Source organism: Anabaena sp. FACHB-83 (assembly GCF_014697485.1).
GTDB lineage: Bacteria > Cyanobacteriota > Cyanobacteriia > Cyanobacteriales > Nostocaceae > Nostoc_B.
The window spans coordinates 369,797-390,262 of record NZ_JACJRY010000003.1; the positions used below are offsets into that span (position 1 = coordinate 369,797).

Annotated in this window: 18 protein-coding genes and 3 pseudogenes; 14 read left to right on the plus strand and 7 right to left on the minus strand. The window is 42.3% G+C overall.

What is annotated here, in order from left to right:
- Window positions 1-44: 44 nt before the first annotated feature.
- Window positions 45-923, minus strand: a complete 879-nt coding sequence (gene pheA, locus H6G79_RS05755) for a prephenate dehydratase (RefSeq protein ID WP_190591637.1) — start codon at window positions 921-923, stop codon at window positions 45-47.
- A 694-nt stretch (window positions 924-1,617) separates the two neighbouring features.
- Between pheA and H6G79_RS05760 the strand changes: the two genes are divergently transcribed.
- Entirely contained in the window at window positions 1,618-2,205 is a 588-nt protein-coding gene (locus tag H6G79_RS05760) for a DUF1997 domain-containing protein (protein ID WP_190591638.1), read from the plus strand.
- 21 nt (window positions 2,206-2,226) lie between these two features.
- Window positions 2,227-2,352 (plus strand): hypothetical protein, encoded by a 126-nt coding sequence (locus tag H6G79_RS37255; protein WP_277877214.1) that lies wholly within the window; start codon window positions 2,227-2,229, stop codon window positions 2,350-2,352.
- A gap of 183 nt (window positions 2,353-2,535) precedes the next feature.
- Here the strand turns inward: H6G79_RS37255 and H6G79_RS05765 are convergent, their stop codons facing one another.
- The gene (locus H6G79_RS05765; RefSeq protein ID WP_313933882.1) at window positions 2,536-3,402 is read right to left on the minus strand and encodes a metallophosphoesterase; all 867 of its coding nucleotides are present in this window, start codon (window positions 3,400-3,402) and stop codon (window positions 2,536-2,538) included.
- Window positions 3,403-3,810: 408 nt separating this feature from the next.
- Here H6G79_RS05765 and der point away from each other — a divergent pair, with 408 nt between their 5' ends.
- The 8 genes from der (at window position 3,811) to H6G79_RS05805 (ending at window position 14,125) form a co-directional block, all read left to right on the plus strand.
- Window positions 3,811-5,172, plus strand: a complete 1,362-nt coding sequence (der, locus tag H6G79_RS05770; RefSeq protein ID WP_190591639.1) for a ribosome biogenesis GTPase Der — start codon at window positions 3,811-3,813, stop codon at window positions 5,170-5,172.
- A 182-nt stretch (window positions 5,173-5,354) separates the two neighbouring features.
- Window positions 5,355-6,275: an energy-coupling factor transporter transmembrane protein EcfT gene (locus H6G79_RS05775; protein ID WP_190591640.1), complete on the plus strand. Its 921-nt coding sequence runs from the start codon at window positions 5,355-5,357 to the stop codon at window positions 6,273-6,275.
- Window positions 6,276-6,289: 14 nt separating this feature from the next.
- Window positions 6,290-7,948, plus strand: coding sequence for an anthranilate synthase component I (locus H6G79_RS05780; protein ID WP_190591641.1), 1,659 nt, complete (start codon window positions 6,290-6,292; stop codon window positions 7,946-7,948).
- A gap of 550 nt (window positions 7,949-8,498) precedes the next feature.
- Window positions 8,499-8,777, plus strand: a complete 279-nt coding sequence (pipX, locus tag H6G79_RS05785; protein ID WP_190591642.1) for a transcriptional coactivator PipX — start codon at window positions 8,499-8,501, stop codon at window positions 8,775-8,777.
- Window positions 8,774-9,442: a YggS family pyridoxal phosphate-dependent enzyme gene (locus tag H6G79_RS05790; protein ID WP_190591643.1), complete on the plus strand. Its 669-nt coding sequence runs from the start codon at window positions 8,774-8,776 to the stop codon at window positions 9,440-9,442. The genes pipX and H6G79_RS05790 overlap by 4 nt, the downstream gene beginning before the upstream one ends.
- A gap of 363 nt (window positions 9,443-9,805) precedes the next feature.
- Entirely contained in the window at window positions 9,806-10,402 is a 597-nt protein-coding gene (locus H6G79_RS05795) for a cell division protein SepF (protein WP_190591644.1), read from the plus strand.
- A 94-nt stretch (window positions 10,403-10,496) separates the two neighbouring features.
- Complete coding sequence (gene proC, locus H6G79_RS05800; RefSeq protein ID WP_190591645.1) at window positions 10,497-11,309, plus strand: pyrroline-5-carboxylate reductase; 813 nt, start codon at window positions 10,497-10,499, stop codon at window positions 11,307-11,309.
- Between the two features lie 146 nt (window positions 11,310-11,455).
- Window positions 11,456-14,125: an RNA helicase gene (locus H6G79_RS05805; protein ID WP_190591646.1), complete on the plus strand. Its 2,670-nt coding sequence runs from the start codon at window positions 11,456-11,458 to the stop codon at window positions 14,123-14,125.
- 110 nt (window positions 14,126-14,235) lie between these two features.
- Here the strand turns inward: H6G79_RS05805 and thyX are convergent.
- Window positions 14,236-14,670: pseudogene (thyX, locus tag H6G79_RS37615) on the minus strand (FAD-dependent thymidylate synthase); the annotation flags it as partial.
- Between the two features lie 3 nt (window positions 14,671-14,673).
- Window positions 14,674-15,684: pseudogene (locus tag H6G79_RS37620) on the minus strand (FAD-dependent thymidylate synthase); the annotation flags it as partial.
- Between the two features lie 160 nt (window positions 15,685-15,844).
- On the opposite strand from H6G79_RS37620, the gene H6G79_RS05815 reads away from it, so the two are divergent.
- Both H6G79_RS05815 and H6G79_RS05820 read left to right on the plus strand, forming a co-directional pair.
- Entirely contained in the window at window positions 15,845-16,060 is a 216-nt protein-coding gene (locus tag H6G79_RS05815; protein WP_190591648.1) for a chlorophyll a/b-binding protein, read from the plus strand.
- A 148-nt stretch (window positions 16,061-16,208) separates the two neighbouring features.
- Window positions 16,209-16,535, plus strand: a complete 327-nt coding sequence (locus H6G79_RS05820; RefSeq protein ID WP_190591649.1) for a hypothetical protein — start codon at window positions 16,209-16,211, stop codon at window positions 16,533-16,535.
- A 108-nt stretch (window positions 16,536-16,643) separates the two neighbouring features.
- Here H6G79_RS05820 and H6G79_RS05825 read toward each other — a convergent pair whose 3' ends face one another.
- The 3 genes and pseudogenes from H6G79_RS05825 to H6G79_RS05835 form a co-directional block, all read right to left on the minus strand.
- A complete protein-coding gene (locus tag H6G79_RS05825) occupies window positions 16,644-17,288 on the minus strand; it encodes a class I SAM-dependent methyltransferase (RefSeq protein ID WP_190591650.1) in 645 nt (214 codons plus the stop codon).
- Between the two features lie 168 nt (window positions 17,289-17,456).
- Complete coding sequence (locus H6G79_RS05830) at window positions 17,457-18,170, minus strand: diacylglycerol/polyprenol kinase family protein (protein WP_190591651.1); 714 nt, start codon at window positions 18,168-18,170, stop codon at window positions 17,457-17,459.
- A 216-nt stretch (window positions 18,171-18,386) separates the two neighbouring features.
- Window positions 18,387-18,566: pseudogene (locus H6G79_RS05835) on the minus strand (penicillin acylase family protein); the annotation flags it as partial.
- A 213-nt stretch (window positions 18,567-18,779) separates the two neighbouring features.
- On the opposite strand from H6G79_RS05835, the gene H6G79_RS05840 reads away from it, so the two are divergent.
- Window positions 18,780-19,634, plus strand: a complete 855-nt coding sequence (locus tag H6G79_RS05840) for an ATP-binding cassette domain-containing protein (protein ID WP_190591652.1) — start codon at window positions 18,780-18,782, stop codon at window positions 19,632-19,634.
- Complete coding sequence (locus tag H6G79_RS05845; RefSeq protein ID WP_190591653.1) at window positions 19,591-20,448, plus strand: ABC transporter permease; 858 nt, start codon at window positions 19,591-19,593, stop codon at window positions 20,446-20,448. The genes H6G79_RS05840 and H6G79_RS05845 overlap by 44 nt, the downstream gene beginning before the upstream one ends.
- Window positions 20,449-20,466 lie beyond the last annotated feature (18 nt).

The window sequence follows — 20,466 nt, forward strand, 5'->3', positions numbered from 1 at the left end:
CTATAAATACTATCAAGCGTTGAGTAAGTCAGCAATTGATTTAATTAAGATTCCGAAGTGTTAACTGACAATACACCATAGCTACCAAAAATTTTTAATATTTCTAGATATCCTATTAAATCAGCTATAGCAGATTGCATTTTTGGTTGTTGAATATCTGTTTCTAAGTCAAGAAAAAATACATATTCTCCTAAAGAACGCTTGGTAGGACGAGATTCAATTCGACTAAGATTAATTCCTAGTTCAGCAAATACTTGCAGAGGTTTAATTAACGCACCAGGTATATTTGCAGGTAAGCTAAAAGCTAAAGAGCTATGAGTGGGATTTAAATTATTGATATGATATTCAAACTTGGCGTTATTTTGACTCACTACCCAAAAGCGAGTACAGTTTTCGGGATAGTCATTAATGCCTTGGGCGAGAATTGGCAAGTTATAAAGTTGGGCTGCTCTAGAAGAAGCGATCGCAGCTGCTGTTAAATCTTGCTTTAATAATTGTAGAGCTTCTGTTGTGGAATTACTCGGTATAATTTGTACATTTGGCAGAGATTGTCCCAACCAATTTTGACATTGGGCTAAAGCTTGGGGATGGGAATAAACCTTTTCAATTTTATCTAAACCAGAAGCGACAGAAATCAAGCTATGAACTATAGGCATCACTAAAGCCAATTGAATTTGCAAACTATCCAATTGCCATAGTGCATCCATTGTCATAGTCACACTACCTTCAATGGAATTTTCGACTGGTACAACCGCTAACTGTGTTTTACCTGCTGCCACAGCTTGGAGTGACTGCGCTATGCTGGGATATGGACATAAAGTAGCTTCAGTTCCCGTTGTTTTGGTTAGCCAGTTGACATATAAAACTGCCGCTTGTTCTGCATAAGTACCTGGTGGGCCTAAATGAGCAATAGATAAAGACATAATGTTGGAACAGGAACTATTGTGAGATTAATAGACTATACCGCAGCAAATCCATACTTGAAGCAATAAAACATTGATTTAGCTTTGTTGAACTCCACACTGCTGTTCTATCTTAAACAACGATACAGTTTGTAATTGCATTCACTAGCAGACTTACCATATTGCGTATCGGGACAACATTACATCCACCCCAACACATTGGCATAAAACTTTGATTTTTTCTTTTCAGAAGTAATTCCTAACAGCTAAATTTCATATTGAGATATAGGAATCCGGTTTGATTTCTAAATTTATTTGTGTAGGTAGGGAATAGGGAATGGGGAGTCGGGAGTAGGAAAGAAGCCTAATCTGAATGTACTGATTTTTTTCAGAAATCAAATATCAGTCCTATAGCAGTGAGTAGACACACATCACAGAGATGAAATTTGTTCTCTCATTGAACACTGGTATTATTTGTTATATTTTTGTTTCTTATACTGAAAAAAACATTTTTGGAAAATGACTGCAATTTGATTTATAATTATAAAAATATTACTAATTTATTTTAAAAATCTTGTGATTTAATAAATCTATTATTAAAGTCTGAGGTCATACATAAGTAATATCTATGTTTATTATTTGAGTAGATTAAAATAATCATTGCCATAAATTTATTACCATATAAAAGTATCAAATCACTGCTGTCTGCAAAATCATGCCTACAAGATTTACTGCTTCTCAATCGGTAAAAATTGCTGTACCGCAACAGCCTATTCCTATTCAACATTACTTGCGGCAGCCTCAACGATTGGTGAATGCTTTAGTTGATAACAGTCGTGTCCAACAGCTTTCGGAGGAAGTATTTCGGCTAAAAATGCGTCCTCTATCTTTTATGACATTGAGTATTCAACCAACTGTAGATATGAGGGTTTGGGCAGAATCCAATAGTGTAATTTATTTGCGTTCAGTAGGTTGTGAAATCCGAGGGTTTGAATATATTAACCAACGTTTTAGCCTCAATTTAAAAGGTTATTTATCACCACATCAATCTAGCAATGGTACTCGTCTGGAAGGAAAAGCTGATTTAGAAGTACAAGTAGAACTACCGCCACCATTTTCTCTCACTCCAAAGCCAATTTTAGAAGCTACTGGCAATGGTTTGCTCAAGAGTGTCTTAGTTACTGTTAAGCAAAGATTGTTGCATCAGCTACTCATAGATTATCGTCATTGGGTAACATCGCAAATGGCAGAAAAGGCTCTAGAAGATAATAGTGGCGATTTACCAATTTTGAATTTAGAATAATGGGCGTTGCTGATTAGTGGGATGTTTTTTGTGTCGCGCAAAGGCAAGGTAGCGCGTTGGGCAGTTTATCCGACTTGTAGACGCGCTTTGCGCGGCTTCTTGCAGAGTAGCGACTACCGCGCAGAAGCGCAAAAAACCGATATTTAACTCTTGTTAAAAAGGCTTAATTCACCCCGCATATATACAACGCTGAAAAATATTTACCTAGTATTAAATATGTGGTTTATTAAAAATAATGTCTCTCCTAGACTAGCTATAACAAATTAATACTTGATACTAGGTTAAATCCTTACATAGTATGGGATTTAAGATTAATAAAGTAAATTTCTATTAAATCTTTAATTTCATTTGCAAGGTAAATACAGTAATTTCAGGACGAGCAAAAAAACGCAGATGTAAACCTGTCATTCCTAAGCCTCGGTTAGTATACAAAAACATCTTACCTAGCTGATATTTTCCTAAATAATACTGTCTTGCAAAAGGCGGAAGTATAGGCGGTGTGATGAACGGTAGGCGAATTTGTCCGCCGTGAGAATGTCCTGACAGTTGCAAATCAAACCGTCCTGTTGCCGTACTGGTAATAGCAAAATCTGGTTCATGGGCTAACAATATTGCTGCGCCTGTATTGGGTAGTTTCTGCATCACTAAATCTAGGCGGCTTTTACCCATCTGCACATCATCTACACCTGCAATATGTAACATTGCATTTCCGCGTTGGAGTGTATGAATATCATTGTCCAAATAGACAATATTGCTTTTTTTTATGGCTTGGATAATTGCTGGAGTATCATTCTCATGGTCATGATTTCCTAATATGGCTACAGTTTTATCTTTGGGTGTGAAGTGATTTAAACAAACTGTTAATGAAGGGATGAATTGTGGTAAATTGCGAGTGACTAAATCACCTGTAATTGCAATTAAATCGGGTTTTTGTTGGTTAACTAGTCGGACTATCCGCTTGAGTCGTCGCGGAGTCATCCAGCGATCGCGGTGAATATCACTAATTTGGACAATGCGATAACCGTTAAATTCTGGGGCGAGATTGGGTAATGTCAGTTGTAAAGAATTAATTTCAATCCAATTCGGTTCAATTAAATGGGCATATAGTAAAGTGCAGCAGCCAAGCAATAAGCACCATCTTATAAATCGAAAAGCTGATCTGCTGGCTTTTATCAACCACTTACGAGTTATCAACACACAATCTCCTTCGCTGTGATTGCTAGTTTTTTTGCCAAGCTTGTTATTTAAAATTTCGAGTACAATTTTCTTTTATCAGAGAAAATTAAATAAAGACTCAAGTCATAAGGGAGTGGAGAGTCAGGAGTAACTAGCCCCGACAATTAAAATCGCGGCTATACAAACAAAGTCAGCCTTCTCGGACTAAAGCAAAATCAAGGGTTTAGGAACCCGCGCGGCGGTGACTGATCTTGCGGAAGTGCGGGTTTTGTTCTTGTGCAAGATGAACCACGACTTAAGTCACTTAGTCCAAGGTCAAGATGTTTAAAAACACATTCTTCCCCTACTCCCTATTCCCAACTCCCCACGTTTCTTAAGAATTAAAATAAACAGATGTGATATAATTACTGTTTCTCTACTCCTGGTTTTATGGGACTGCCAATTGTTGCAATTATCGGCCGACCGAATGTCGGCAAATCCACCCTGGTTAATCGTCTCGCTGGGGAACAAACGGCGATTGTCCACGACGAACCAGGTGTGACCCGCGATCGCACTTATCTACCTGCTTTTTGGAATGATCGCGAGTATTTAGTGGTAGATACAGGTGGTTTAGTCTTTAACGATGACACCGAATTTTTGCCATTAATTCGTCAGCAAGCACTAGCAGCCCTCAACGAAGCCAGTGCAGCCATTTTTGTAGTGAATGGTCAGACAGGCCCCACATCAGCTGATGAAGAAATCGCTCAGTGGTTACGTCAACAACCAGTACCAGTACTCCTGGCTGTGAACAAATGCGAATCTCCAGAACAAGGCTTAACTCAAGCAGCCGAGTTTTGGGAATTGGGGTTAGGAGAACCATACCCCATCTCTGCAATTCATGGCAACGGTACAGGCGACTTACTCGACGAGTTAATTAAACACATTCCATCGGTAACAGAAGTACCAGAAACCAACGAAATTAAAGTGGCGATCATTGGTCGGCCAAATGTGGGTAAATCAAGTTTATTAAATGCGTTTGTGGGTGAACAAAGAGCCATTGTCAGCCCCATTTCTGGTACAACGCGAGATGCGATAGACACCTTTATCGAACGTGATGGACAACAATATCGGCTGATTGATACCGCCGGGATTCGCAAAAAGAAAAACATAGACTACGGGACAGAATTTTTTAGCATTAACCGTGCTTTTAAAGCCATTCGCCGCGCCGATGTTGTTTTATTAGTTTTAGATGCCTTAGACGGAGTTACGGAACAAGACCAAAAATTAGCAGGGCGGATCATTGAAGAAGGTCGAGCTTGCATCGTTGTTGTCAATAAATGGGATGCTGTTGAAAAGGACTCTCATACTATCTACGATTACGAAAAAAGTCTGCAAGAGCGACTACACTTTACCGACTGGGCTTCGACTATCTTTGTCAGCGCCTTAACAGGACAACGGGTAGAAAAGATTTTAGAATTAGTTGTGCAAGCAGCAGCAGAACACAAGCGCCGTGTGACTACATCGGTAATTAACGAAGTCTTAGAAGAAGCGGTAAGATGGCACTCACCCCCAACTTCTCGCGGTGGTCGTCAGGGCAGGATTTATTATGGTACTCAAGTGAGCAGCCGACCACCGACAATTGCTCTGTTTGTGAACGATGCAAAACGCTTCAACGACAACTACCGCCGCTATATCGAAAGACAATTCCGCCAACAACTAGGCTTTAAAGGTACACCCATTCGTCTCCTCTGGCGGAGTAAGAAAGTCCGGGATATGGAAAGTGGTAATGTCAACCGCGCAACTCGCGTTTAAGAGTGCTGAGTGCTGAGTATGGAGAAGTAAAAGGAGTAGACAAGGGCGAGGGGGTAGACAAGGTAGAGTGTGCTAAACGTTAAATGTCAGAGCAAAATAGACAATAAATAGAAATCTTGACTTATCGTACTTGAGAAACTTTAATACTCAGCACTCATAACTCAGCACTCAGCACTTGAAAAATGGATTTACTGCGATCGCTCCCTCTAGGGCTATATTTAGAACAACCGCAAACTTGGCTGCATAAACTTGATCCCCGCGTCAAGATTGCTTGGTTGATGAGTTTTTTAACCAGTTACAGCTTTGCGACTAACGAATGGCGCATCTTGTTAGTCGTGCTGTTAATTATTTTTACATTAGTTGCCAAAATTCCCCGCCGAGTTTGGCAGCAACAATTAGGTTGGTTATTAACCCTTACAGTTTTAGTATTATTTATTGCCGCAGTTAGCCCCGATGGCTTGGGTGTGAGTTATCAACCCCGCCTCCCAGCTAATGAACAAATTTTAGCTCCCAAGTCTAACTCACCCAGCCCAACTCCCCAGCCAGCACTCAGCACTAAAAAATACTCTTATGTATTGTTCCATCAAGGGCCAGTGAGAATCACCCGCCGTTCTTTAGATTTGGCAGTGCGTCTCAGTACCATTTTATTTACGGTAATTTACAGTACTAACTTGTATCTGTTGACAACTGCGCCAGAAGAAATCACGGCGGCGATTGAAAGCATTATGCAGCCCTTACGCAGACTCAATTTACCTGTAACCGAAATTACCTTGACTTTAACGTTATCCTTGCGATTTATTCCCTTAGTTTTAGAAGAAGTACAGAATTTGATTCGCTCAGTCATGACCAGGGCGATTAATTGGAAAAAACTAGGGTTGAAAGGTGCGGTTAAAGTTTGGATGATTGTCGCCGAAAGACTGTTAGAAAATTTGCTCTTAAGGGCAGACCAAATGGCAAATGCGATGATGGTGCGCGGTTTTACCAGCCCTAACGAACACAAAGTCCAGTGGCATGAATTACGACTTAAAAGATGGGATTGGTTTGCGATCGCCACTTTAACTTTATTCTGGGGAGTGCGGGTAATTTCCGGTAATAAATTTTAAGCTGTTCACTCATTATGACCAAGCCTTGGCATTGGCGATCGCTCCCCCTAGAAAATCGTACTGGCGCGGAAATTTTCGCCGCCCTATTTCTACCTACCACATCATCAGGCATTGCTACCCTACTAGAAAGCCCCTACCCCACACCCACAAGCCAACCCCAACTCAGCCGCTATTCCATCTGTGCAGGCGCACCCCGCATCATCGATGGTGTACCGCAGATGTGGACACCGCAATTAGGTCAGGTTTTCCCATTTTTGGAGGAGTTGCTACAAAGTGGGGGTGTAGGGGTACAAGGGTGTACTTCGACTGCGCTCAGTAAGCAGGGTGTAGGGGAAGAAATGTTTCTCCCATCGCCCCCTGCCCCCCTGCCCCCCTGCACCGCTACCCCCCTGCCTCCTCATCTCCCCTTCACCGGTGGTTGGCTAGGCTGGCTTGGCTATGATGTCGCTTGGGAAATTGAACAGTTACCTTTTGCTAAATCTGATACTCTACCCTTCCCCGTGGCTTTTTGGTATGAACCAGAATCGTTTGCCGTTTTAGATCATGTTGAGCAAATTCTTTGGTTAGCAGGTAGTGACATTAATGATGTAGATAGGTTAAAAATTCTTTTAGAAGATAAAAATTCAGGGAATTCACTCTACCAAGTTACCTCCTCACCGCATACACCCATCACTTCTGCCCCTGAGTTCTTCACATCGCAGTCAGATTATGAAACATCAGTCAACCGCGCCAAAAAATATATTCAGGCTGGAGATATCTTTCAGGCGAATCTTTCTTTGCGGTTTACCGCATCTACAACGGCTTCTGGCTGGTCAATTTACCAAGCATTACAGAAAATCAATCCTTCACCCTTTGCCAGCTACTGGCAGACTCCTTGGGGTGAAGTAGTTAGCTGTTCACCAGAACGGTTGGTGCTGTTGCAAAATCAGGAAGCTCAAACTCGACCAATAGCCGGGACGCGATCGCGCGGTACAACCCCAGAACAAGATCATCAACTAGCACAAGAACTACTCAGCAACACCAAAGAACGTGCAGAACATATCATGCTAGTAGACTTAGAACGCAATGATTTAGGGCGAGTGTGTGAATGGGGAACAGTAAAAGTTGACGAACTGCTCACAATTGAGCGATATAGCCATGTTATGCACCTTGTCAGCAACGTTATAGGTACTTTAAAATCCGATCAAAGCGCCGTTAATTTGATTCGTGCCATGTTCCCAGGCGGCACAATCACAGGGTGTCCCAAAGTGCGGTGCATAGAAATTATCGAAGAACTAGAACCTGTGCGACGTAGCCTGTTTTATGGTTCCTGCGGCTATCTCGACTGGCGCGGTAACTTGGACTTGAATATCCTGATTCGTACTCTACTTCTAGCACCCGCATCTCCAGATGAAGGGCAGGGGGCAGGGGTGCAAGGGGACAAGGGTGCAGGAAGCGAGGGGGCAGAGGAAGAATCTCTGACTCAGCACTCACACTTCGACTCCGCTCAGTGTACAGCACTCAGCACTCACACTTCGACTCCGCTCAGTGTACAGCACTCAGCACTCAAAACTGTCTGGGGACAAGTGGGTGCGGGTATTGTGGCAGACAGTGATCCTGAAAGAGAATGGTATGAATCTCTGCACAAAGCGCAAGCACAACTAGCAGCCTTGAACCTCATAAATCACCCATGAATCACCCTGAATTGAATTGGTGCAACTCCTAATTTCTGAATGATGACTCATCAAAAGTTGGTAATTGTTGGCAATTTTGTGCCACAAAATAATAATTATGGCAACATGGAGAGAAGCCAGCGCCAACATCGATTTTAGGTCAGCTTTGGCTATTTTTGTAGCAGGGGATAAGTGACAGGTTATGGGCTTCGCTGTCAGTTGCGCCCAGTGATACAGTGAGCTTGCAAAACTGCTCAATTTCTGCGTCAGCCGAACGGTGTCAGAGTTTTGAACACTACACCCTCACAGGGAAGTCACAATTCAAAAGCCAGAGAATCTTTAACTTTTAACTTTTGACTTTTGACTTGATTCTGCCCCTTCACCCTTGGTTTTTCGTCTTACTGCGAAGTCCTACTAGGCATCATCAAGGATTTCATCACTGCCAAGCGATGGCAGAAATCACTCAATTGGAGTAGTTTTAACTAAATATTCTGACGAACAGGTATGATCATCGTCGGGATGTTTGTCTAAAACTACAAATCAATATACATACTCCCACCTTGACTCTTAAATGACTCCAGAAAATCCTGAAATCTACATCAATCATCCAACTTGGGGCTTACTTTATCGGATTTGTGTGGTTGACGACAACCAAGATATGTTCACTACACTTTATGCCCAACGCTTATTTTTTCTGGTAACAAACGACGTTAAAGGCATTAAATTTCAACCCATTGGACGTACTGAAGCCAGAATGATGTTAGAAAATCGTTTGCGGACTCTACGCCGTAATGGTTCATCTCAGGAGTACGATCAGCTTCAGAGTGTTTTCCAACGCACGTTCCAATGAGTAGTTCGATTGACGAACATATTGCCAATATTCGCGCCACACTGCCATCTTCGGTCAGGTTAATTGCTGTCAGCAAGCAAGTTTCGGCGGAGATGATTCGTTTAGCTTACAACGCCGGAATTCGTGATTTTGGCGAAAGCCGTATCCAAGAAGCTGCCACTAAACAAGCTCAGTTACAGGACTTATCTGATATTACTTGGCATTTGATTGGACATTTGCAAAGTAATAAAGCCAAAAAAGCCCTAGAACTATTTGAGTGGATTCACTCTGTAGATAATTTGAAGCTGGCGCAGCGATTAAATCAATTAGCACAGCAGCTAGGAGTTACCCCAAAAGTCTGTCTGCAAGTCAAAATCCTTCCAGACCCGCAAAAATCAGGTTGGACTGTTCCAGAATTACTGGCAGACTTAGGGGAACTCAACCAGTGCCAGTTTTTACAAATTCAAGGATTGATGACAATTCCGCCTCTGGGGTTGACTGAGGCGGAAATTTTGCATGTATTTAATAGCACTCATGATTTAGCAAAACAAATTCAGTTACAAAACTTGCCAAATGTTCAAATGCGGGAACTATCGATGGGGATGTCTGGGGATTATCAACTGGCAGTCCAAGCGGGAGCAACGATGGTAAGATTGGGAACTATTTTATTTGGCGATCGCCAATAGTTTCGCTGACAGCAATTCTTGACTATTTGTACCAGAGCTTCTAGGTAAGAAATACAGATAATTGTCCTAGAGTGCTGGTACAATAAAACACTAAAAAAATCATTAACAAAAGTAACGAAACATCAAAAAAACCTGTAATTAAGCTTTATATCCTAAAATCTTTGGGATATAATCTTGACTCATTATTGTATCTAGGTTAAGGTACAGGCGTTTACAAAAGCGTCCGTTCATTATCTATAGTTGTAACAGAAGCTACAAACAACGATAAGATTACTAAATTGTCCGTCCTTTGTAGTGATCTTTAGTGGCTACATCAACTATCAGCCAAATCGATAAAGGTAATTTGCATCAGGAGCGTACCAAATGAACAATATATTTTCCAAACTGCGAGATTTCGTAGGGCTGAACGAGCAGGTAGAATACGAATATTATGAGGAAGAACCAGATACAGATCACTACCAAAATCTGTATCAAGAGGAAAATCCTCAACCTGCACCAGCAGAAGCTACTACACAGAATCGACGTTGGCGGGAACCCATGTCTACAATGGGTAATGATGTAGCAACAGGATCAAAGTCTACGATGGGGAACGTAATTGGTATGCCAGGAGCAGTAAACGGGATTTCTGAAGTATTAGTGCTTGAACCTCGTACATTTGAAGAAATGCCCCAGGCAATTCAAGCGTTACGTGAGCGCAAATCAGTTGTACTCAACTTGACAATCATGGACCCGGATCAAGCTCAAAGAGCAGTTGATTTTGTTGCTGGTGGAACTTACGCGTTAGATGGACATCAAGAGCGGATTGGAGAAAGCATCTTTTTGTTTACGCCAAGCTGCGTACAAGTCAGCACCCAAGGTGGAGTTATTCATGAAGTACCACAACCGCCAGCGCGTCCTGTACGTACCGCCCCAACTGCCACACCAAACTGGGGAAATGAACCTAACCGCATGGCACAATAAATTGAAATTAGTCATTAGTCCTTTGTCCTTCGTCCTTTGTCCCTCGTTCTAAGATACAAATGACTAATGACAAGTGACTAATGACCAATCATAAATGACTAGAAAATTTGGCTTAATTGGTGGTGGGGTAATGGGAGAGGCGCTGTTATCCCGCCTGCTTGAGCGGGGCATCTACCAACCCTCAGAAGTAATCATTAGCGAACCCCAACCAGCGCGTCAGGCTTTTTTGCAGCAGCAATACAATGTGGCTGTGACGACAGATAATAGCTTGGTATTTCAACAAGCGCAGGAAGTCATATTTTTAGCTGTAAAACCGCAAGTATTTAGTGCGATCGCTCAAGAATTAGCAGATATTGTTTTAGCAGAACATTCCCCCTTGGTGATATCGATTTTGGCAGGAGTGCCTTTACATCACCTAGAAGCATCATTCCCAGGATTACCAGTCATTCGAGCTATGCCCAACACCCCAGCCACAGTCGGGGCGGGGATGACAGCTATCTGTTTAGGTGCGTATACAAATGCTAAACACCAGCAAAAAGCATCAGAGATATTTTCCGCCGTGGGAGAAGTGGTGGAAGTCTCCGAAAGCTTGATGGATGCTGTCACAGGCTTATCTGGTAGCGGCCCGGCTTACGTCTCTATATTGGTAGAAGCTTTAGCAGATGGTGGAGTCGCCGCAGGTTTACCCAGAGGAATTGCCAATCAACTCGCCTTGCAAACAGTATTGGGAACCGCACAATTACTGCACACCAGCAAAATGCACCCAGCAGAATTGAAAGACAGAGTAACTAGTCCTGGAGGGACAACTATTGCTGGTATTAGCCAATTAGAAAAAGCTGGATTTCGCTCGGCTTTAATTGAAGCAGTCAAAGCCGCCACAGCGCGATCGCAAGAATTGGGAAAATGAGGGGAGTGGTGAGTGGTGAGTAGGGAGTGGGGAAATTAGAAAATATGCCTATTCCCCATTCCCTACTCCCTATTCCCTACTTCCTATGACGAAGTTGACAAAAGACCCGTTAATATAGTAAACAGTCTGGTTGCAAATGTGATTGAGTGAACTATCCCGCACCGTCTCCAGAAATCAACTTAGGGTCGATATTTCCCTTTGATCTGGATCAGTTTCAGAAAGATGCGATCGCGTCCCTTAATGCTGGACGCTCCGTAGTTGTATGTGCGCCCACGGGTTCTGGCAAAACCTTAGTCGGAGAATATGCTATTTATCGCGCCCTAGCTCGAAAAAAGCGCGTATTCTACACCACACCCCTCAAAGCCTTGTCGAACCAAAAACTCCGCGATTTTCGTGAGAAGTTTGGTGCCGATTTAGTAGGACTGTTAACTGGTGATGCGTCTATTAACCGAGATGCACCAATTTTGGTCATGACCACAGAAATCTTCCGCAATATGCTCTATGGCACACCCATCGGGCAAGTTGGCATTTCCTTGGTGGATGTGGAAGCAGTGGTATTGGATGAGTGCCACTACATGAACGATCGCCAACGCGGTACAGTTTGGGAAGAATCGATTATTTACTGTCCCCGTGAAGTGCAACTAGCAGCCCTCTCCGCCACAGTTGCCAATAGCGAACAACTAACAGATTGGTTAAACCAAGTCCACGGCCCCACAGACCTGATTTATTCTGATTTTCGCCCAGTGCCTTTGGAATTTCATTTCTGTAATCCCAAAGGTCTGTTTCCCTTGCTGAATGATACGCAAAACAAAATTAATCCCCGCCTCATTAAGAAACATCGCAAAGGACAAGCTGACAAAGGTAAAAACGGCAGACCAGAAGCCCCAGGCATCATCTATACCTTAAGCCAACTCCAACAGCGAGATATGCTCCCCGCCATTTACTTTATCTTTAGCCGTCGGGGATGCGATAAAGCTGTGGCTGAGGTGGGTGATTTATGGTTAGTCAATGGTCAAGAGTCACAAATATTACGGGAGCAAATCGACGACTTTTTAAACCGTAACCCGGAAGCCGGACGTTCGGGACAAATTGCCCCCCTTTATCGCGGCATTGCTGCCCATCATGCCGGGATTTTACCTGCGTGGAAAGTACTGGTGGAAGAATTATTCCAACAGGGATTGATTAAAGTGGTATTTGCGACGGAAACCTTAGCCGCCGGGATTAATATGCCTGCCCGTACCACAGTGATTTCCACCTTGTCAAAACGTACCGACACCGGACATCGCTTGTTAAATGCTTCCGAATTTCTGCAAATGGCAGGTCGGGCTGGTCGGCGGGGGATGGATAAACAAGGTCATGTGGTGACAGTCCAAACTCCCTTTGAAGGCGCGAAGGAAGCAGCCTATCTGGCGACATCAAAACCAGATCCTTTAGTCAGCCAATTTACACCGAGCTATGGTATGGTGTTGAATTTACTGCAAACTCACACCATAGAACAAGCTAGAGAATTAGTAGAACGTAGTTTTGGTCAGTACATAGCTAACTTGCACCTCAAACCAGAATACGATGAGATAGCTGAACTGCAAGCCCAATTAGCCCAACTCCAAGAACAAATCGCGGCTGTAGATGAAAACGAAATTGCTATTTATGAGAAATTACGCCAACGTCTAAAAACCGAACGCCAATTATTAAAAACTCTGCAAAAACAAGCCCAAGATGACCGTCAAGAAGAGTTAGTCATGATGTTGGGCTTTGCTGTTTCTGGCACACTGTTAAGTCTCAAAGGCAAAAATATCACGGTTTCTGCACCTGTGATGGCGGTTTTAGTTGGTAAAAGCCCTGGAGTACAAGCGCCATATTTTGTTTGTTTGGGACAGGATAACCGTTGGTATGTGGCGACAACGGAAGATGTGATGAATTTACATGCTGAACTCCCCCGCCTGGACGTGCCAGGAGATATTCTGCCACCATCAGAATTGATCTTTAAGCCAGGACAATCTTACCGTGGGAATGAACAAACATCTGCGATCGCCAAACTCATTCCTAACCCCGATGAAACTCTAAATTTACCACCAGAAGTCGCAGAACAACTCAGTCGCGTTACCGCCGTGGAAGAACAAATCGAAAATCATCCACTGCGCCAGTCTGGTAATGCTTCGACAATTTTTAAACGCCGAGCGCGTTATGTAGAACTTGAAGCCGAACTTGAACAACTGCAAGGACAAGTCGCCCAACAATCACAACGCCATTGGGAAGAATTTCTCAATTTAATTGAGATTTTGCAACACTTTGGTTGTTTGGATAACTTAGTCCCAACAGAATTAGGACAAATGGCCGCCGCCATTCGGGGCGAAAATGAATTATGGCTAGGTTTAGTGTTTGCGAGTGGTGAATTTAACCAATTAGACCCGCAGCACTTAGCCGCAGCTGTCGCCGCGTTGGTGACAGAAACTCCCCGCCCCGATAGTCGAGTCAACTTTGACTTAAGTGAAGAAGTTGCCGAGGCTTTAGCCAAACTTCGGGGTATCCGCCGTCAAATGTTCCAACTGCAACGGCGATATAATGTGGCGTTACCAATCTGGTTAGAATTTGAGTTAATTGCGATCGTTGAACAATGGGCATTGGGTATGGAATGGACAGAACTCTGTAACCACACCAGCTTGGATGAAGGCGATGTCGTGCGAATTTTACGCCGGACTCTCGATTTATTATCTCAAATTCCCCATGTTCCCCATCTCCCAGACGTTTTGCAGCGTAACGCTTACCGGGCGATGCAGTTAATTGATCGGTTCCCAGTCAATGAGGTAGTTGAGTAGTCGGGAGAGGGGGTAGACAAGGTAGAGGGGGTAGACAAGGGTGAAGAAAAATAGTTTCTACCTTGTCTCCCTTGTCTCCCTTATCCCCTTTGTCCCCCTTCCCCCAAGAATCAAGGTGCCAGTCGAGCTTTACCTAGACGCTGCTTTTCATACCATTGTGCGATCGCTGGTGTCCACTCGGCAAAATGCGGCCACATTAATTCGCACAACTTCTGAATTTCTAACTGGGCATCTTTTTTATTTCTCAGGTCACAAAAATGCAAAAATGACCTGACATTAAAGCTCACAACAAAATGCTGGCGATAGTCAAACGGCACTATTCCTCTAGCATGTTCTTCCGACATCCCAGCTTGGAAACTTGCCGCATATCTTTTAGCTGCTTCCATACACCATTCTAAATCTGCGGCTCGTTGCTCTGGTGAGTAGTAATATTTTTTGCCTTGTCTATCTGTGTAATGACCTACAGGACGTAGGTAGAAAACATCTTCTATGTCTTTCTTGCCTTCTATGACTTCAATAAACTGATTGCCTGTATATCTGAACGAATTGTGAACAACTACACCATTAGCAACAAAATTATGCCATTTGCCATCTACTTCTAAATCATAAGTTTTTTGCAAGCCTAAATAGCGCACTTGCACAACTTTCATTGGGTGCGCTTTTAATTTTCGTCCCGTGGGTTTTGGTTTTTGAGCAAGAGCCACAATAGGAACAAAATTTTGGGCAAATTTTAGTTCTAATCCCTGGTTATGAATTTGTCTCACAGTTAAACCAGCCGATAACTGTTCTTGCAAGCAAGCTTTATCTCGACACAACCGCTCACCAACAATAACTCCGTTGGTCATTAAGTAACAATTTTGGTTATATGTAATAACTTCTCTATTATTATTCGTTACTAACTCTAAAGCTTCTCCCATAGTCTGCCAACCTCGTTCAGTTAGCAAGCGATGATTTTCTGTACAGTCTAACGTTCTGCCATCCTCTAGAGTTAAGCGATAAACAGGTTGTAGTCCTTGGTCAAAAACTTCTTTAATGTGACCAATTTCAAAAATACCTGTTTCTTCATTGAGAACACGCAATTTCATTTTTCGCAGTTGTGTTTTACAATCTCTGCGATATATTCCTGGTGCTTCTCCCTTACGTCCTCGAATTTTTCTTTCACGAAGGGCTTTTTCACCGTTAGTCCATAAATCGTAAAGTTCGGAAATTTTGATTTTTGTTAAACCACCCGAAGTTTTAACAAAAGTAACCTCACTATCTCCACTCAGACACTGAACATCAAAGCTCACTCCGACGCGATGAGTCCGGGCTTGTTGCATGACGCTGTGAGGAAAATAACCACAGTTGAAGACAATTTGCGGATGTTCTAGCGGCCCGTAATGTCCCCGTTCTCCGGCTAACAGTCGTTTAACAATAACTTCACCGCATTGTGATTCCGAAGGCCATGAGTCTCGTTCATCAACCACAAATGCGTCAGTATAGTCCTGGTGCATCGCAGCATAAATCACTTGCTGCGGATTTGGTGTTTTGGTAATAACCTCTACTCGGAATCGCTGCATGGGTTTTCTCAGAGTTGACATGAGGAGTAGAGCCTGTTTGTTACACATGACTCAAAACTCAGAACATCATCATATAGCTTTGGGTAGACTCAGATACTTTACAAAAGTTTACTAATCCTGTTACACTTCTTTACAAGCGAAAGCAATTGGGGAAAATTTGATGCGTACCAACGGTTCTATTGTTGATGATCAGGGCAAGATGAATAACTTTGCGGTTGAGCCAAAAATTTATGTAGATGAGCAAGGCGATCGCACTGGCTTTAAACCATATTCAGAACTTCTCAATGGTCGTTTAGCAATGATTGGTTTTATCTCACTGATAGCATTAGAAGTATTTACTGGACATGGCGTTTTTGGGCTTTTATCCAGTCTGTAATCACTAAATTCTTAAAACGCAATTATTTTTTAAATTTAAGAGAGACGGGAAATATCCCGTCTCTCTGTTTATATATATACAATTCAGAAGTCAGGAGCCAGAATTCAGAACTCATAATTGTCATTTTTAGAAACTGTATTTAAACCAGATGAACATTGATAATTTTCTACCTGATTCAGAAGTAAAATCAGACTTAATTAATACTTTATGGGAGGATAAATTAAAGTGTGTACTTGAATTAGAACGAGGAACAATTATAGTTCCTCGTGATGTATTACTTGAAGTAGTATCAAAGAGTTATAGGCAAAATAATTATCAAATTGGTTTTGGTAACTATTATGCGGCTCAAATAGCAATTGGAGGAGTAAAAGAATTAAACTCAGGTATTTTGTACCCACTTCACTGCTTCGCTACTATGTTTTACACTTTTGATAAAAAGCTTATAACTGTAGATATTCACTCGGAAATGCGATGAAATCGTCTAGTTACTAAGTAATGAAGACGAAGCATAGGCGTAGGTGTTCAAAACCCTTACACCCTTACACCCAGCTTCCATAGATCATCCTTGTGTGTAAGTCCTAATTCAATTGCGATGAGCAATCACAGCATAAAAAGGATCTCCCGCACCAATACCCATCAACTGTAAAAAATAGGGCATAGTTGACTGGCGAACAATCACTTCTGGAGTGGTAAATCCCGGTACTGAGGTGAAATAGTGCTTAACTAATTCGACTCTGGCGGCTTCGGAAGCATCACGCCAAGCTTGAATGGCTTTTTGAAAAAACATCCGGTTAGAAAAGCTAATAATCGCAATACCACCAGGTTTGAGAATGCGATGAATTTCGGAAAAGACGGCTTCGGGATATTGTAGATACTGCACAGAAACGCAAATCAGCACAGCATCAAAATCTTGATCTTGTAGGGGTAGCTGCGGATTGTCGTTGAGATTTTGGACAAAATAATGATTTAGGCGCGGATTGCGTGCGAGTTCTTCAGCGTTGAGTCCATGTCCTTCAATATGGGCAAACTCTATTTCTTCTGGTAAATGAGATACCCAACTGCTCATCATATCAATGATGCGAGTGTTGGGTTTGAGGCGATCGCGGTACAAATCTGTTAGCTGCTGAATAAACCCATCATCAACATGAGTGACGAAGCGAGGATAGGCATAAAATAACCGATCATCCGTATCATCTAATTTTTGGCGTTGATTTGGTCTAAGTGTCATAAATATCGATTTTTTAAAAGCTCGTTACAAAACTTAGTATAAACAAGAAAGAAAAAACAGCTATTTTTACTTCTGCTTCATCTTTGCCATTTTTATCAGATGTTTGGTTTTACCCTTTTTAATTCGTCAACAGTCTCATGGAATTCTTCGGGGATAGGTACAAGAGTTCTATACTGAAATCTGCATCAATGTCCAAATTACACCTGCGGTAACTAGTGGCACACTGAGGTTATCTGTACCGTGGGGTGATATGGCTTCAACTAAAGTTGCGAAACTCGCACTAATTAACGCTGTTAACAAAGCTTTGCTCACACTCAAAGGTACAGCTAAAGGACTCAGAAAAGAACCAGGTAAAAACATCAGTACCAAAAATATTGCTGTTGTGCTGGCTAAAAACATCGCCAGTGAACCTTCCCAAGAACGTACAGATGAACCGATTTGGTATTTGTGTTGTCCAAAACTTTTACCAATTAATGCAGCTAAAGCGTCTCCCCAAGTCATAGCCATAATTCCAGCCACAGCAATGGGGACATGATCAACTGAATTATCTGGTCGCCAGAATAACCCAAAAAGTAGCGTGACTGAAATTGCAAAATAAACTGTCCCTGGAGAACTATCTTCAGTATCCATTGCACCGATAAGTCGATAACGGTAAAGCAGATAGTTAACACCGATAAAGGTAGCGAAGGGAATAATCCCAATTTGCCAATGTTTAAACAGCAGCAACACACCAAAAATCCACATTCCGGCGCTGATGTGGATAACTTTGCGAGTTAAGTCTGGCTGAATACCAAAAAATTTTCGCAGTCCTTCACCAAGGGCTAATAAACTTATAGCGTAGGTGTAAGAAGCAGCTAGTCCAATCAGATCAGAGTTGGTCATTTGTTACTGGTCAAGGGTCAATGATTAATAGTTATTTTCGCTTTTATTGCCTTGACATAAGTAAGTCGGGGGGAAAAAACATAACTATATTAAGAAAAGTTAATTAAACTAAAACCCTCTTTCCTTCTGCCTTCTACCTCGACCTTTTTACAATTAAAAATATTTACGTCGCTCTACTTAGAATGAGATTTTGAAATTAATTACTACAGCATACCAGCGATCGCTATGACCGATAATCACCCCTAACATTCCCGCAAAGGAAAAACCCGCCACGTTATAAGGACATTCAGCATTCTTGTTAATACAATGCAATCCCATTTCATCCCAAATCGAAGTAATCTGCACGGCTAAATGTGGATCATTTGCCAAAATTGTTTTTTTAGTGACGGTGCGTTTTCACTTTGAAAATTCCTCCCCAAATCGTAAGCCATGACTTTACCCCAGGTTAAAGGGGGTTAGGGGGATCTGAATCAAGATTTAGATGTTAACCGAAATGTATTGAAAGTGGGGAGTGCGTCAATCATTAACTTTTATGCCATGAACTATTGACAGGTATATATTGTAAATCTAATATTTAGTTTATCTAATTATAAGAGAGTAGATAAACTTGTGACAGGACTGACAGGAAAAGTAAATCGGTCGGAAATACCTGCCAGCATACCGAAACCGATTATTCTAGAAACCCAAGGACTCACACGCCGCTTTGGTAAGGTTACGGCAGTTGACGACCTTAGCATCTCTGTAAAACAAGGGGAAGTTTTTGGCTTACTGGGGCCGAATGGTGCAGGTAAGAGTACCGTAATTAAAATGTTGACGACTCTGTTACCTAGCAGCGCAGGGAAAGCAACCTTAGCTGGCTATGACATCACCCATCAATCTACACCTGTGAGAAGGGTGATTGGCTATGTACCACAAGCTCTTTCTGCTGATGGTAGCCTCACCGGGTATGAAAACCTGCTGATATTTGCCAAGTTGTATGAAATTCCTAGCAAGCATCGAGAACGATACATTAAGGAAATTCTGGGATTTATGGGTTTAGCAGATGCTACCCATCGCTTAGTCAGAAATTACTCTGGTGGGATGATTCGCAAGTTGGAAATAGCTCAATCGATTTTGCATCAGCCGCAAATTTTGTTTTTAGATGAACCCACAGTCGGACTAGATCCCCTCGCACGCACTCAGGTTTGGCAATTAGTACAGAAACTTTGTACTGATTTTGGCACCACGATATTTTTAACTACCCACTTTCTAGAAGAAGCTGACAATCTTTGTGACCGAGTGGTAATTATGCAGCGTGGCGCAGAAATTACCCAAGGCGTACCCAAAGACCTCAAAGCCTCACTCGGTAAGCCGAATGCAACTTTAGATGATGTCTTTATCCACTACACAGGCGACCAATTAGTATCAGGAGTTAACTACCGTGACACAGCAAGAACCAGGCGTACTGCTCAACGGTTGGGTTAGAAACAAAGCGACGCGCAAGCATAATTTTATCTCTGCAATTAGTGAGTTAATCATTAAAACATTGGCGATCGCAGAACTAGAAGTTCGCAAACTCCGCCATGATCCCACAGATTTAGCTGTGAGAGCCGTCCAGCCAGCACTATGGTTACTCATCTTTGGGCAAGTCTTCGCCAAAACTAGAGCCATCCCAACTCAGGGAAATCTGCCTTATTTAGATTTTATGACGGCGGGAATTTTGGCGCAGAGTGTTTTATTTGTTGCCATTTTCACTGGGGGAATGACTTTAATTTGGGAACGGGATTTAGGAATTGTGCATAAATTCCTCGCCAGTCCGACACCCCGCGTTGCAATGGTATTAGGCAAAGCCGTAGCTTGTGGAGTCAGGTGCTTGTCACAGGTATTTATTATTTATGGGTTGGCATTTTTATTAGGAGTCAAGCTGAATTTACATCCCTTGGCAATTATCCAAGTCTTACTGATTGTTTTCATGGGTGCGGGATGTTTTTGTATTTTTTCCCTGATTATTGGTTGTTTGGTGAAAACCAGAGAAAGAATGACGGGAATTGGACAGTTATTAACCATGCCGTTGTTTTTTGCCAGCAATGCGATTTATCCGATTTCCTTAATGCCTGACTGGCTAAAATTTATTTCTCACATCAATCCTTTAACTTATGAGGTTGATGCTTTACGTGGCAAAATGCTACTCAACGGTACAAGTCTTTATGGATTTAGTCTGGATTGTACAATTCTCCTACTAACATTAATAATATTAACCCTCATCTGTGGCAAACTTTATCCACGGGTGGCGATGTAACTAGGAGAACTACTAGCC